11 protein-coding genes are annotated in these 14,230 nt (G+C 69.6%); 4 read left to right on the top strand and 7 right to left on the bottom strand.

Features of this window, described 5'->3' with window-relative positions:
* Positions 1–18: 18 nt before the first annotated feature.
* From J2853_RS00540 to J2853_RS00560, 5 genes are all read right to left on the bottom strand, one after another.
* Positions 19–888 (bottom strand): 5-oxoprolinase subunit C family protein, encoded by an 870-nt coding sequence (locus tag J2853_RS00540; RefSeq protein WP_307553769.1) that lies wholly within the window; start codon positions 886–888, stop codon positions 19–21.
* Complete coding sequence (locus J2853_RS00545; protein ID WP_307553771.1) at positions 885–1,688, bottom strand: 5-oxoprolinase subunit B family protein; 804 nt, start codon at positions 1,686–1,688, stop codon at positions 885–887. Before J2853_RS00545 ends, J2853_RS00540 begins: the two co-directional genes overlap by 4 nt.
* Before the next feature lie 10 nt (positions 1,689–1,698).
* Positions 1,699–2,454 carry a LamB/YcsF family protein gene (locus tag J2853_RS00550; RefSeq protein ID WP_307553773.1) on the bottom strand — a complete coding sequence of 252 codons (756 nt, stop codon included), beginning with the start codon at positions 2,452–2,454 and terminating at the stop codon, positions 1,699–1,701.
* A 7-nt stretch (positions 2,455–2,461) separates the two neighbouring features.
* Positions 2,462–3,973 carry a hypothetical protein gene (locus J2853_RS00555; RefSeq protein WP_307568543.1) on the bottom strand — a complete coding sequence of 504 codons (1,512 nt, stop codon included), beginning with the start codon at positions 3,971–3,973 and terminating at the stop codon, positions 2,462–2,464.
* 203 nt (positions 3,974–4,176) lie between these two features.
* On the bottom strand, positions 4,177–4,419 hold the full coding sequence (locus J2853_RS00560; protein ID WP_307553774.1) for a hypothetical protein: 243 nt from the start codon (positions 4,417–4,419) through the stop codon (positions 4,177–4,179).
* A 745-nt stretch (positions 4,420–5,164) separates the two neighbouring features.
* Between J2853_RS00560 and J2853_RS00565 the strand changes: the two genes are divergently transcribed.
* The 3 genes from J2853_RS00565 to J2853_RS00575 all read left to right on the top strand — a co-directional run bounded on the left by J2853_RS00565 (position 5,165) and on the right by J2853_RS00575 (position 10,203).
* Entirely contained in the window at positions 5,165–7,258 is a 2,094-nt protein-coding gene (locus tag J2853_RS00565; protein ID WP_307553776.1) for a SpoIIE family protein phosphatase, read from the top strand.
* A 242-nt stretch (positions 7,259–7,500) separates the two neighbouring features.
* A complete protein-coding gene (locus tag J2853_RS00570) occupies positions 7,501–9,126 on the top strand; it encodes an RNA polymerase sigma factor (protein WP_307553778.1) in 1,626 nt (541 codons plus the stop codon).
* A gap of 111 nt (positions 9,127–9,237) precedes the next feature.
* Positions 9,238–10,203 carry a hypothetical protein gene (locus J2853_RS00575; RefSeq protein ID WP_307553780.1) on the top strand — a complete coding sequence of 322 codons (966 nt, stop codon included), beginning with the start codon at positions 9,238–9,240 and terminating at the stop codon, positions 10,201–10,203.
* Positions 10,204–10,292: 89 nt separating this feature from the next.
* Here the strand turns inward: J2853_RS00575 and yaaA are convergent, their stop codons facing one another.
* Together yaaA and J2853_RS00585 are read right to left on the bottom strand one after the other, a co-directional pair.
* A complete protein-coding gene (yaaA, locus tag J2853_RS00580; RefSeq protein WP_307553782.1) occupies positions 10,293–11,033 on the bottom strand; it encodes a peroxide stress protein YaaA in 741 nt (246 codons plus the stop codon).
* 652 nt (positions 11,034–11,685) lie between these two features.
* On the bottom strand, positions 11,686–11,916 hold the full coding sequence (locus J2853_RS00585; protein WP_307553784.1) for a DUF7455 domain-containing protein: 231 nt from the start codon (positions 11,914–11,916) through the stop codon (positions 11,686–11,688).
* A 239-nt stretch (positions 11,917–12,155) separates the two neighbouring features.
* On the opposite strand from J2853_RS00585, the gene J2853_RS00590 reads away from it, so the two are divergent.
* On the top strand, positions 12,156–14,228 hold the full coding sequence (locus tag J2853_RS00590) for a DNA gyrase/topoisomerase IV subunit B (RefSeq protein ID WP_307553786.1): 2,073 nt from the start codon (positions 12,156–12,158) through the stop codon (positions 14,226–14,228).
* Positions 14,229–14,230: the final 2 nt, after the last annotated feature.

The following is a 14,230-nucleotide window of genomic DNA, read 5'->3' on the forward strand; positions in this document are numbered from 1 at the left end:
TATGGCGATAAACGATGATCACATGCGGAAGCGGATCCGGTCGCCGGGGCGGAGCTGGGCCGCTCTGGCGAGGGAGGCCGAGGTCAGAACGGCGATGACGGGATAGCCGCCCGTGGGCGGGTGGTCGGCCAGAAACACGATCGGCTGGCCGTTGGGCGGCACCTGGACGGCTCCGGCCACCATACCCTCACTGGGCAGCTCTCCCTCGCGGACCCGTTTCAGGCGGGTGCCGCGCAGCCGGATGCCCACCCGGTTGCCGTCCTGGCTGACCTCGTACGGCTCCGCGCACAGGTCGGCCGGCGCACCGGGGACGAACCAGTCGTCGCGGGGACCCGGCAGGACCCGCAGGACATCCGTCATGGCTCCGGGCGGCGCCGCCGCGTCCACGGTGAGCGGGGGCAGAGCGCCGGTCGGACCCACGGGCAGGACAGTCCCCGGGCCGAGCGGGGGAGGGCCCAGGCCGGAGAGCGAGTCGGTCGACCGGCTCCCCATGACGACGGGTGTGTCGAGGCCGCCTCTGATCGCGACGTAGGTGCGCAGACCCACCGGGGGGATCCCGACCCGGAGCTCGTCGCCCGGGGCGGCCCAGAACGGCGCGTACATCCCCAGGGGGACCCTCACGGGGGTCGTTCCCCGGGGTCGCGAGAGCTCCACGGGGCAGGGAGCCCCGGCGAGGGCGACCCAGGATCCGGTGGTGAAGCGCAATCGGGCGCCGCCGAAGGTCAGCTCCACGCCCGCCGCGCTCTCGGGGTTGCCGACCAGGCGGTTGGCCAGCCGCAGGCTCGGCGCGTCGGCGGCTCCGGAGTGAGGCACGCCGAAATGTCCGTATCCGGGCCGGCCAAGGTCCTGCACGGTGGCGTACGGCCCCGGCGCGATCACTTCGATCATGGGTTGGTGATCGCCTGGAAGCGCACCCGCGTGCCCGGGGTGAGGACGGCGGGCGGGTCGGCGTTCACGTCCCACACGGTCATGGGGGAGCGGCCGAGCAGCCGCCAGCCGCCCGGGGAGGCCGACGGATAGACCGCGGAGTAGGGTCCGGCGATCGCCACCGCCCCGGCGGGCACCGAGGTCCGCGGGGTGGACAGCCGAGCCACGTGCAGCGCCGGGTCCAGTCCGGTGAGATACGCGAATCCGGGGGCGAAGCCCAGCCAGCCCACCACCAGCTCCCGCCGGGAGTGCCGCTCGACCACCTCCTCCACGGAGAGCCCGCTCAGGGCGGCCACGTCGTCCAGGTCGGCGCCGTCGTAGACCACGGGGACCGTCACGGTCCTGGTGGGAAGGGAGGCGCCGGCGCCGGCGGCGCACGCCGTACCCAGCAGGCCGGAGAGCCGGTCCCGCAGCCGCGGCAGGTCGGCGCCCGGTGCGGCGACGAGGAGGGTGGTGGGGCCGGGCACGATCTCGGCCACCCCAGCGGGGCGGTCGGCCCGCAGGAGGGCGTCCAGCCGGTGGGAGACCTCCAGCGAGCCGGTCTCCACCAGCAGGGCGTACTCCCCGGCCCGCCGGATCGTCATGGTCTCCTCCGCCGCCCCGCCTCCACGAACCGCCTTCCGGTCCTTGGACGTTCCGCCTGCGCGGGTCGCCTCCCGGACCGGGGAGGTCCCGCTTCCGCGAACCGCCTGCCGGCTCTCCGCCGTCCCGTCTCCGCGGGTCGCCTCCCGGTCCGCCGACGGGGCGTCCTCGCGGGTCATCGGACCGGCCTCACGCGAACGCCCTCAACGTCACCCCGGCCTTGACCAGTTCGTCGCGGACGGTCTGCGCCAGGAGCACGGCGTCGGGGGTGTCGCCGTGCACGCAGATCGAGCGCGCGTTCACCGGGACCTGGGAGCCGTCCACCGCGGTGACCGTCCGGGCGGTCGCCATGCGCACGGCCCGGGCGGCGACCTCGGTGGGATCGTGGAGCACCGCGCCGGGGGAGCGGCGGGAGACCAGGGCGCCCTCGGGGGTGTAGGCGCGGTCGGCGAAGGCCTCGACGACGGTGGTGAGCCCCTCGCGGGCGGCGATCTCGTGGACGACGGAGCCGGGCAGGGTCAGCACCGGCAGGCCCTGGTCGTAGTCGGCGACCGCGGTCACGACCGCCTCGGCCTGCTCGGGATCGCGGCAGATCCGGTTGTAGAGCGCACCGTGCGGCTTGACGTAGGAGACCCGGCCGCCCATCGCCCTGGCGATCCCGTCGACCGCCGCCAGCTGGTACAGGACCTCGGAGCAGAGTTCCTCCGGATCCACCTCCATCTCGCGGCGCCCGAACCCGGCCAGATCCCGGTAGGACACCTGCGCCCCGATCATCACGCCCCGGTCCACCGCGGCCGCGCAGGTGCGGCGGATGGTCAGCGGATCACCCGCGTGGAACCCGCAGGCGATGTTCGCGCTGGTCACCACGTCGAGCAGGGCCATGTCGTCGCCCAGCCGCCAGATGCCGAAGCCCTCACCCAGGTCGGCGTTGAGATCGATCATCATGGCTCACCTAAATCGGAGGTTCGTCGGGTATATCCGCGATGTCGTCGAGGGCGATGGCGAGTTCCTCCGGGTCGTCTCCGATCCGTTCGGCGATCTCGATCAGGACGTGCAGCACGTCGTGCCGGTCGTGGCCGAGGTCCAGCAGCCGCTGGGCCGCCTCCCAGAGCTGCGGGGGGTCGCCCTCCCAGAGCCGGCCGGCGATCTCCTCGTGCCAGGCGAGATGCTCGTCGTAGTCGGGCCGGTTGAGCTCGCCGCCGTGGTCGATTCCCAGCAGGACCCGCCGGTCGGTCTCGTCGGCGGGGTTCAGCAGGCTGAGTTTGATCTCGCCGTGCGTGCCCTGGAGGAACGGGAACGCGAACACCCGCCTGGCCAGTGCGGACAGGTCGCCGTCCGGCAGCAGCCGCTCCAGGAGATTGTCGTCGAGCCCGAAGGTCGTCGGGTCGCGGTAGGCCTCGGCGAACTTGGCCGTCGCCTCCCAGATCCCGTCGAGCGTGGCGCGCAGGCCCTCGTCGGGCAGTCCGGTCCTGCGCGCGGCGAAGCGCGCCCAGGCCCCCAGCACGTGCGGCACCGCCTCCTGCTCGGCGGGGGTGAGCAGCACCTTGCGCGGCAGCCAGTCGAGGAGAAACGTCTCGCACTTGGTCGGGCTTACCCGCAGCGGGCGGCCGAAATCCTGGTCGCAGCCGTAGTCGATGATGTGGTCGGCGCACCGGGAGGCCGCGGAGGGGTCCGACAGGTGCTCGGCCGCGTTCGAGGACAGGAACTCCGCCGCCAGCATCGCCCGGCGGTCGCGGCTGTAGGGGGCCTCGCTGTGCAGCGGGGCCGGACGCTTTCGGCCGGGCGGCAGCGCCTTGATCCGGGACCGGGCGAAGGCGTGGTAGGCGCTGTAGCTGTCGCTGATCGGCGCGGCCGTCCTGCGGTCGCCGTACTCCACGGTGGCCTTCATGGCCGATTCGAGCAGCGCCCTGGCCTGCTGCGGCTCGATCTCCTGGAACCTGAGCATCGGGTTGCCCTCGGCCTCGGCCCGGGCCTGCTCCAGCAGCTTGTCCACGTGCGAGGAGACCCAGGCGTCGCGGGCGATGCCCCGCATGTTGTAGTCCACGATCACAACCAGCGCGTGGCGGTCCTCGCCGCTGTCGGCACCCCGGTAGCCGAAGGTGCAGATGACCGTGTCCTGGTCGCCGTAGGCGTCGCGGGAGACGAAGCAACCGGTCGGCTTGACCGCGCCCAGCCGGTTGGCCCAGCGCGGCCTGGCCACGTCGCGCTCCATGAGCGCCAGCGCCGCGCCCTCCGCCTTGGCGGCCTGACGGGCGGTGCCGAGGTAGGCGAGCGCGATCAGCAGGGTGAGCGCGGCGGGAGATCCGGCCTTGGCCGCGTAGTCGACCAGCCCCTCACCGAGGACCTGCTCGGCGTCTCCCCTTTTCAGCCGGCGCCCCCACCACGCTCCGATCATGTCCGAGACCATGAGCTCGGCGTCCAGCGGGCTGCGTACGGCGAGCAGCTCGCGAGCCGCCAGCAACATCTCGGAGAAAACCGCATCCGGAGACTGGCTCTCCCTGGGGTCTCGACGATGTCGCCGACTCAAGCAGCCTCCTCCGTCGGCCGCATGAGCCCATCGCCGCTGCCGCCGCGCTGATTGGCCCGTTCGCTTCGCTCGCTCACGCCCCAACCTTCTCGCATTCCCGGGCCAAACGGTGCGTAGAAGACGGCCGGGTGACCCCGATGTTACCGGGGACTTCGGGGCGGCGGCGCGGAGTTGACGAGGGCGAGCAAATGCTCGCGAGCCACACGTTCGATCACTTCGGGCGTCGCCCTGACTCCGAGGTGCTCGGCGCAGGCCCGGACCTCGGCCACGCACCGAGCCACGGTGGCGGGGGGAACGGTGAGAAACTCAGCGGCCAGATGGGCGCTCACCGGCTCGTGGAACGTCGTCGTGCCGCCGGTGTAGCGGATGGCGAGAGCAGGCATGAGTGTCGCATTCCTCCGGTTCTCCGGGGGGGTGTCCCCTCTGACGAACGGCCAGGACGTGCGTTCTCATTCCACAACTTATCCCGCAAGTGTCAACCCTCCGGGGGAGCGATATGGGAAGCTGACACCATGGCTTGACTCAATGTGTCGGCGGAAGGCAGGCCGGTCTCCTCAAAGGGGGAGCCAAACGGACAGGGAGTCAGTAGCCTGATCTTGCCGGGGATGCCGACGGAGACGAGGTCTGCAGTTGCCGGGACGGTCCGGCTCGATCCTGCTAGGGTCCTGGCCGCAAACGTTTTAAGGCGTCGGCGAGTGATTGCGCCGGCGGTCGCGAACATGATGGGAGCAAGGTCGGGTTCTGGGCGGCGCAGGCCGGCGAGGGCCTTGACATCTCCCACGCGAGAGGGTCCCGAACCGGGCTTCTCGCACTCAGGGCGTGAGATTGCCTCGGCCTCGGAAAGGGGGCGGATGCGGAGGGAGACGGCGTCACCATCCGGCTTCGGCGGAATGCCGGCCGGCGGATGCCCATGCCGGCGCCCCGGCGCGTTAGCGTGGAGCCCCCGGACCCCGGACCGGAGACGTTCGAGGGATGCGCCGACCTCATCATGGGCGGGGCTTCCGTCCGCACACACCCATCGCTGATGATGTACTGCAGGATCCGGTCCCCCGGAGCCGCGCTACGCCAATTCGCAAGTTTGGAGATGTGCCTCGTGGGAGACCCTGGCACGCGACGGAGGTGCCGACCATGAGCGCCGAAACCTCCGTGCCCCGTCCCCGGGAGTCGGGTGTGGACATCTCAGACTCCGGCCTGTTACAGGGCTTGCTGTCGCAGTCACCGTTCGCCTTCGCGTTCTTCGATCCCTCCGGCCGTTTCCAGCGGGTCGACGAGGTCTTCGCCGACGTGGTGGGGCTCTCCGCCGAGCGTCTGGTCGGAAAGGCTCCCGGCGAGCTGCTCTCCGCCGATCTCACGGCGCTCATCGAGGGTTCGGTCCGCGGCATCGCCGAGGGCGCCCAGGTCGAGGGCGACCAGCGGATCCGGGTGCGCACGACTGACGGGGAGACCCATCACTGGTCGCTGACGTTCTCGCCGGTCCACGACGAAAAGGGCGCGCTCTGTGCGATCTGCCTCATCGGCGTGGACATCACCGACAGCAGGCAGGTCGAAGAGGACCTGCGGCGCAGCGAGGAGCGCTACCGCTCGCTGGTCGAGGCCCAGTCCCAGCTCGTGTGGATCACCGCGCCGACCGGGGCCGTCCTGGAGGACGCGCCGCAGTGGCGCGCCATCACCGGCCAGGGCCTTGAGGAATATCTCGCTCACGGCTGGCTGGAGGCCGTTCACCCCGACGACCGCCCGCACACCGAGGAGGCCTGGCGCGACGCGCTGCGCGGCCGGACCATGTTCGAGTGGAGCTACCGGGTCCGCACCCGCTCCAGCGGCTACCGCCACTTCGAGGTGCACGCGGTCCCGATCATCCGGCACGGCCGGGTGGTCGAGTGGGTGGGCGCGAACACCGACGTCACCCCGCAGCGCGAGGCCGAGGAGATGCGCGGCCGGTTGACCGATCAGCTCGGAGCCGCGGCCCTGCGGACCGCACGGCTCCAGGGCGCCACGGCGATACTCGCCGAGGCGCTCACCGTCGAGCAGGTCGTCCAGGTCATCATCGACGTGGGCCGTACGGCGCTGGCGGCCGACCGGTCGGCCGTGGCGCTGCTCGACATCGATCGGGCCGCACTGAAGCTGGTGAACAGCGGAGGCATCCCGGATATGCCCGGCGCGCCGGGCGAGGAGATCCCGCTGTCGCACTCCAGTGTGATGACCATGGCGGTGAACAGCCGCCGCCCGGTCTTCGCCGAGTCGCCCGAGAGCCTGAGATCCCAGCTCGTGGACGCGGGAGGCGAGGAGGAGGCCATCACGAGCTTCCTCGCCCACAGCGACGAGCGGGCCTGGGTGGGCCTGCCGTTGCTGGCCGCGGGGCGCGCGCTCGGCGCGCTGCGCTTCTCCTTCACCAGACCTCAGAAGATCTCCCAGGAAGACGGCGTCTTCCTGGAGGCGCTCGCCGGGCAGTGCGCCCTGGCCGTGGAGCGGGCCACCCTGTTCGAGCGGGAGCATCGCACCGCCGAGACGCTCCAGCGCAGCCTGCTGCCCGATCGCCTCCCGGTGGTGCGCGGCCTGGTGCTGGCTCAGCGCTTCCGCTCAGGAAGCCGCCACGTGCAGGTCGGCGGCGACTGGTACGACGCGTTCGTGCTGCAGGACGGCAGGGTCGCGGCGGTGGTCGGCGACGTCATGGGCAAGGGCGTCAAGGCCGCGGCCGGGATGGGCAGGATCCGCAACGCCATGCGGGCCCTGGCGCTGACCAATCCGCCGCCGGCGGCGGTCCTCACCGGCCTGGACCGGGTTTTCGAGGCCACCGAGGAGGAGGAGCAGGTCACCACCCTCGCCTACATGGTGGTCGAGCCAGGCAGCGGAGAGGGCACGCTGGCGCTGGCCGGTCACCCGCCGCCCCTGCTGGTCTCACCTCAGGGTGTGCCGCTGCTGTGCGACGGCGAGCCGGGCACGCCGCTCGGCTGGCCCACGAGCCGCAGGCAGTTCCGGTTCTGCGTTCCGCCTGGCCACACGGCTGTCCTGTATTCGGATGGTCTGGTGGAGAACCGGAAGCGTGGGCTCGATGCCGGGCTGGCTGAACTTTGCTCTGTTGTGACCGAAGCGCCACCCGAAGTCGTCGGAAGCCCTCATATGTTGCTGGATTTCCTGGTTGACAGGATGCTGTCGGGATATGAGCAGGATGATGACGTCACGGTGCTTGCGATTCATGTTCCTCCAGCCACGAAGAGTGACTGAATGAATCAGTCATAACGGTTGCTTTCGGGTATCGGTGCCTCGCTTACGTACGCACTACTCTCTGGGTCGGCCTAGGGTGGAGGACAACCGCCAGGAGGCGGCCGTATGGACCACGGTGTCATGCCACAATGCTGGACAGGTGCGTCGCGGTTCGCGCGGCCTCGCTAATAACAACTAGAGCTAACTGCCCCTAGTTGGGCATCTGGGTCCATTCTCGTCACGCTTTCCTTCGAGAGGTGTTCGTGTCGCCTGCAAGTTCGACTCGCTCGAAGCCATCCGAGCTGAACGAGCCCGTCATTCAGCAGCTGATGGAGCGGGGGCGCTCGCAGGGGTTCCTCGAGTCCGAGGATGTCCGCAAGGCCGTCGAGGAAGCGGACATTCCGATGGCGCAGGTCGCTGGAATACTGCGCAGCCTCAGCAAAGAGGGCATCACGGTAAGACTGACCGCTGAGGACTCCGCGGCTCCCAAGAAGTCCCGGACTTCGACCAAGCGCCGTGCCCCCGCCGTTCCCGCCACAGTTAAGAAGACCAAGACCGCCGCGGCGGCCAAGGAGCAGCCGGAGACCGTCACCGCGGTCGTCAGCGGCTCCGAGCCCGTGCCCGCGGCCAAGAAGCCGGCGGCCCCGGCCAAGAAGATCGCCCCGGCCGCCAAGAAGCCGATCCCCGCCCCGCCGAAGAAGGCCGGGCCCGAGGCGGCTGCCCCGAAGCCCGACCCGAAGCCGAAGTCGGCCCTGGGTGAGGACGACGAAGATGTCGAGCTTGAGGATGTCGAGCTCGAAGACTTCGACCTTGAGGCCGTGACCGAGGTCGAGGTCGAGGTCGAAGTGGAGATCGAGGCCGAGGTCGAGGCCGAGGAGTCGCCCAAGGTCGTGGTCGTCGAGCAGAACGAGGACGAGGTCCTCATCCTCTCCGACGATGACGACGACGCTCCTGTGCCGCAGGTCGCCGCCGCCGGTGCCACGGCCGACCCGGTCAAGGACTACCTCAAGCAGATCGGCAAGGTTCCGCTGCTCAACGCCGAGCAGGAGGTCGAGCTCGCCAAGCGCATCGAGGCCGGCCTGTTCGCCGAGGAGCAGCTCGGCACCGACGGCGAGAAGCTTCCGGTCGACGTCCGCGCCGAGCTGGAGTGGATCGCCGAGGACGGCCGCCGGGCCAAGAACCACCTGCTGGAGGCCAACCTCCGCCTCGTGGTCTCGCTGGCCAAGCGCTACACCGGCCGTGGCATGCTCTTCCTGGACCTGATCCAGGAGGGCAACCTGGGCCTGATCCGTGCGGTCGAGAAGTTCGACTACACCAAGGGTTACAAGTTCTCCACCTACGCCACCTGGTGGATCCGGCAGGCGATCACCCGCGCCATGGCCGACCAGGCGCGGACCATCCGCATCCCGGTCCACATGGTCGAAGTGATCAACAAGCTGGCCCGGGTCCAGCGGCAGATGCTGCAGGACCTCGGTCGCGAGCCCACTCCCGAGGAGTTGGCCCGCGAGCTCGACATGACCCCCGAGAAGGTCGTCGAGGTCCAGAAGTACGGCCGTGAGCCGATCTCCCTGCACACCCCTCTGGGTGAGGAGGGCGACAGCGAGTTCGGTGACCTCATCGAAGACTCCGAGGCGATCGTCCCGGCCGACGCGGTCAGTTTCACACTCCTGCAGGAGCAGCTCCACTCCGTTCTGGACACGCTGTCCGAACGTGAGGCGGGTGTGGTCTCGATGCGCTTCGGTCTCACCGACGGTCAGCCCAAGACGCTCGACGAGATCGGCAAGGTCTACGGGGTGACGCGCGAGCGCATCCGGCAGATCGAGTCCAAGACCATGTCCAAGCTTCGCCACCCGTCCCGGTCCCAGGTTCTGCGCGACTACCTGGACTGAGAGGTAACGACGGCGGGGCCCACACCAACCGGTGTGGGCCCCGCTGCCGTTAACGCGGCTGTAACGATTCGGTAGCACGGAACGTGAGGCGGGCACCTAGGCTCGCGCCTCATGGGTGTGGCCGAAACGGACAGGATTCGCGCCCGGGGGCCGCGGGCGATCATCGATCGTCCGTGGGCGGACACGGTGCTCGACGACGCGGTCAGCGCGGTGCGCCGGAAGGTTTTCGAGGCCGGGACGGCCGTGCTCGGGGTGACACGTGGGTATCCGGAGAGCCGGGCGCTCAGGGTCGAGGCACTGGCCAAGGCGTCCGTGGGCTGGAGCCGGAGCATCGAGGCGCTGACAAGCCGTGACCGGTCCAATCCCGATCTCTGGCTGTGGCTGGGCCGTACCCGCATCGAGGAGGCCTGGGCGCTCAAACCGGATGTGAGGGCGCGAGCCGTGCAGGCACAGCGGCTGCGGGCCTTTCAACAGGCGATGGAGTCGGCCAGGCTGCCGCTTCTCACCGCGGTGGCGCTCGCACCGGCCGATCCGGTGCCCTGGGAATCGATGATGTGGCTCTTCCTCGGCCTCGACCGCCCGCGCCAGGAGAAGGACGCGGCCTGGTTTGAGGCCGTTCGCCGGTATCCGACGCTCTTTCCGGCCAATGTGGCCCGGCTGATGACGCTCTCTCCCGCCTGGGGAGGTAGCTCCCAGGAAATGCTGAAATTCGTCAGGGAAGCCGTCTCGCAGGCGCCGGACGGTGACCCGATGCCCGCTCTGCTGCCGCTGGCACACTTCGAGCACGTGGCGGCGGAGCGCTCGCCGATGTCGCGGAGCGGCTGGTTCTCGGACGAGGCGCTGCGTGAGGTCGTCTCACACGCGGGTCGCTGGCTGGGCGGGGACGGGCATCCGCGGGCGGTGGAGGCCCACAACCTGTTCGGAGCGGCCTTCTACCTGACTGACCTGCGGCGGCCCGCACGCGGACATCTCATGCGGACCGGGGGCAGGGTGAGCCGGCTGCCGTGGAGCTACCTCGGCGACCCGGCTCAGCAGTTTCTGCGGGCCTGTGGGCGGCTCAACGTCGTCCCGGGGTGAACGTACTCGGGAGGTCGTCCCATGCGGCGACACCGAGAAGACGTGATCACCACCGTACATTTCCATGGTTTTGATCAATGCGTTATATGTCACACTTTGACGCTGAGAATCCATGACTCTCCGGTACCCGGCGAGGTTTCGAGGGCGACGGCGTGGCCCAGATGGTCCAGGATCTTGACGAGTTCCTCGGGAGTCTGGGGGTCGGTGTCCGCCTCCAGCAGGGAGCGGGCGATCACGCCGCGAGTGGCCTTGGCCATGTGGCTGACGACCTTGCCGTCCCTGAGCACCCGCACCGCCACCGCCCGGCCGCGAGGTCGCCACGCCGCGGCGTAGGTGCTGGAGCGCAGGTCCACGACCAGGCCGGGCTCGGCGTCAAGGACCGGGGTGATCGACCGGCGCCAGTAGGCGCCCAGCCCGCCGAGCGGCGGCAGCCTCACGCCCATGGAGAGCCGGTACGGCGGCACCCGGTCGGTGATCCGCAGCAGACCCCAGAGCCCGGAGAAGATCAACAGGCTCTCCGCCGCACGTCCCGCCGCCTCGGGGGACAGGGAGGCCAGGGCGAGATTGTCGTAGAGCACGCCGGTGTAGAGATCGGCGGCCTTCAGCGTGGGGGCGGTCCGCAGAGCCTGGTTCTTGCCGATCTCGCCGAGTTGTCCCGGTGACAACCCGAGAACGAGGTGAGCCTCGGGGCCGTCGCACAACGTGTCGAGCGCGCCCAGAACGGCCTCACGCGACGCGTTCAGGGAAGGGAAACTCAGTCGGGGCAGGTCAAGGGCGGGGCCGTCGCCCAGCGCGGCCTTTCCCTCCGATGGAGGAAGAACAATCAGCACAGTCGCCGAGCGTAGTGCGGTGAGCGGAGACCGGGGCCCGGCGCGGTCGCCGAGCGCCGTGCGGCGGGCGGAGACCGGGATCCTCTCGGCATGGTCAACGAGATTTTGAACCGTTTTGTCGGTCGAGGATTGACCGATGGGCCCGTGGGAATGGGGCGTGAGGGCACGGAGGGGCGGGTCGTGCGCACGGCGCCGGTGTGACAGCGCCGTCGAGAGGCATTCGGGAGACGTCGCCGAAGGTGCCGAGTGCGCTGAGACGCCCTCGTGGACATGGATCGGCGCCCGCTGGAGGGCGTGGGCGGAAGACTCGCCGACGGCGGGAGGTTTGGCGACGACGGCCTGAGGGCGGCCGCACATCCCCACCGGCTGTGCCCGCCGTCCGCGCCTCACCCGGCCAGGAGGCCGTAGGGGGCGTGGGTCGGGGGTGGGCGGTCAGGGAGTCGTTCGATGGCCGTGGTGCCGCGCGCGCGACACCTGGCCATGGACGAAAAAATTATGTGCCCTGCTCTCGCAGGCGCGAGGGCAGGGTACGTGGCGGGCATATTCAGTCATGGTGGAGGCGAACACCGCGATCCGGTCGCTCTACGAGCAGGGGTTTCACGGTGTCGGGCCGGTATCGCTACCGGATCCGATGACTCCTGCACCTACCTATTCATCGTTCATCGTTGGTCGCCTTTGAGGGGGTGCTGCTGAGGCGCGCAGACTCGTCCTGGATGTTGGCGCCCTTGTCTCTCAGCACGGCTACGTGCTGCCGCCCGTGGTGGGCGCAGAACAGCAGCTCCCCACCTATGGGCAGGGTCGCGCGGATGTAGGCCTGGGCGCCGCACCGGTCGCAGCGGTCCGCGGCCGTCAGCTGCTTGGCGGGGGCGAGAGTTCCAGTCACGTATCGCCTTTCAGGTCATCCCCAAGTGGAGGATCGGGCGTCAGTCACTTGAGAGAACATCTAACCCGATACGAACGTTCCCAACCGACCCCCCACTACGCCCAGAGCGGAAAGCACCCGAAGGTAAGGGTGATCGCGCCGGATGTAACACTGTTGGCCACCTGATGGCAAGCTTGTACGCGCAGCGGCGGGAAGAACGGTAAGCTGCGCACACGTGTTCGAGCAGAGTGGGAGTGGCTGTGACCGCAGTTAGCGCGGAGGCGGGTTATACGGCTCGTCATCTGTCGGTGCTGGAGGGTCTCGAAGCCGTTCGCAAGCGCCCGGGCATGTACATCGGGTCCACCGACAGCCGTGGCCTCATGCACTGCCTCTGGGAGATCGTGGACAACGGGGTCGACGAGGCCCTGGCCGGCCACTGCGACCGCATCGAGGTCGAGCTCCACGCCGACGGTTCGATCGAGGTCCGCGACAACGGCCGCGGCATCCCGGTGGACATCGAGCCCAAGAGCGGCCTGGCGGGAGTCGAGCTCGTCTACACCAAGCTCCACGCCGGCGGAAAGTTCGGAGGCGGCTCCTACGGCGCCTCCGGCGGCCTGCACGGCGTCGGCGCCTCCGTGGTCAACGCCCTGTCCTCGCGGCTGGACGTCGAGGTCGACCGCGGCGGCCAGACCCACGAGATCAGCTTCCGCCGGGGTGTCCCCGGCGTCTTCGACGGCGACGGGTCCACGGCCAAGTTCAAGAAGAAGTCCGGACTGCGCGACGGCGGCAAGCTCGCCCGCAAGGTCACGGGCACCCGCGTCCGCTTCTGGGCGGACCGCCAGATCTTCCTGCCCGACGCCGAGGTGTCCCTCGACGAGATCCACGTCCGCCTCCGCCAGACGGCGTTCCTGGTCCCCGGCCTGACCCTGGCCGTGCGCGACAGCCGCGGCGAGGAGGCCGTCGAGGAGGAGTTCCACTTCGACGGCGGCATCTCGGAGTTCACCGAGTTCCTCGCCCGCGACGAGGCGGTCTGCGACGTGGTGCGCCTGCAGGGCTTCGGCCACTTCCACGAGACCGTGCCGGTCCTCGACGACCTCGGGCACATGACCGCCACAGAGGTCCAGCGCGAGCTCACCGTGGACGTCGCGCTGCGCTGGGGCAAGGGCTACGACAGCACCATCCGGTCCTTCGTCAACGTGATCGCCACTCCCAAGGGCGGCACTCACATCAACGGCTTCGAGCGGGCCCTCGTCCGCACCCTGAACGAGCAGTTGCGTGAGACCCGTCTGCTGAAGAACGGCGACGCCCCGGTCACCCGCGAGGACATCATGGAGGGCCTCACCGGAGTGGTGACCGTCCGAGTGCCCGAGCCGCAGTTCGAGGGGCAGACCAAGGAGGTCCTGGGCACCTCGGCGGCCTCCAGGATCGTCGCTCACGTCGTCTCGCGTGAGCTCAAGGAGCTGTTCACCAACATGCCGCGCGGCGCCAAGCAGCAGCTGCGCGCGGTCTTGGAGAAGATCGCCGCGGCGGCCAAGGCCCGCATCGCCGCTCGTGAGCACCGTGACAACCAGCGGCGCAAGACCGCCCTGGAGAACTCCGCGCTCCCGGCCAAGCTGGTCGACTGCCGCAGCGACGAGGTGGACCGCAGCGAGCTGTTCATCGTCGAGGGTGACTCGGCGCTGGGCACCGCCCGCGCGGCCCGCGACTCCGAGTTCCAGGCGCTGCTGCCGATCCGCGGCAAGATCCTGAACGTGCAGAAGGCGTCCGTCGCCGACATGCTCAAGAACACCGAGTGTGCCGCGATCATCCAGGTCATCGGCGCGGGTTCCGGCCGTTCCTTCGACATCGAGGCGGCCCGCTACGGCAAGGTCATCCTGATGGCCGACGCCGACGTCGACGGCGCCCACATCCGCTGTCTGCTGCTCACCCTGTTCCACCGCTACATGAGGCCGATGGTCGAGGCCGGTCGGGTCTTCGCCGCCGTCCCGCCGCTGCATCGGATCGAGATCACCAACCCCGGCCGAGGGCAGAGCAAATACGTCTACTGCTACTCCGACGCCGAGCTGCACCGGGTCCTGCGCGACCTGGAGCGCCGGGGCAAGCGCTGGAAGGACCCGGTCCAGCGCTACAAGGGCCTGGGCGAGATGGACGCCGACCAACTGGCCGAGACGACCATGGAGCCTCGGCACCGGACCCTCCGCCGGGTCCAGATCGAGGACATCCAGGAAGCCGAGCGGATCTTCGATCTCCTGATGGGCAGTGACGTGGCCCCGCGCAGGGAGTTCATCGTGGGCAGCGCGGCCGAGGTCGACCGCGACCACATCGACGCCTAGCG

The sequence above is a fragment of the Streptosporangium lutulentum genome, assembly GCF_030811455.1.
GTDB classification, from domain to species: domain Bacteria; phylum Actinomycetota; class Actinomycetes; order Streptosporangiales; family Streptosporangiaceae; genus Streptosporangium; species Streptosporangium lutulentum.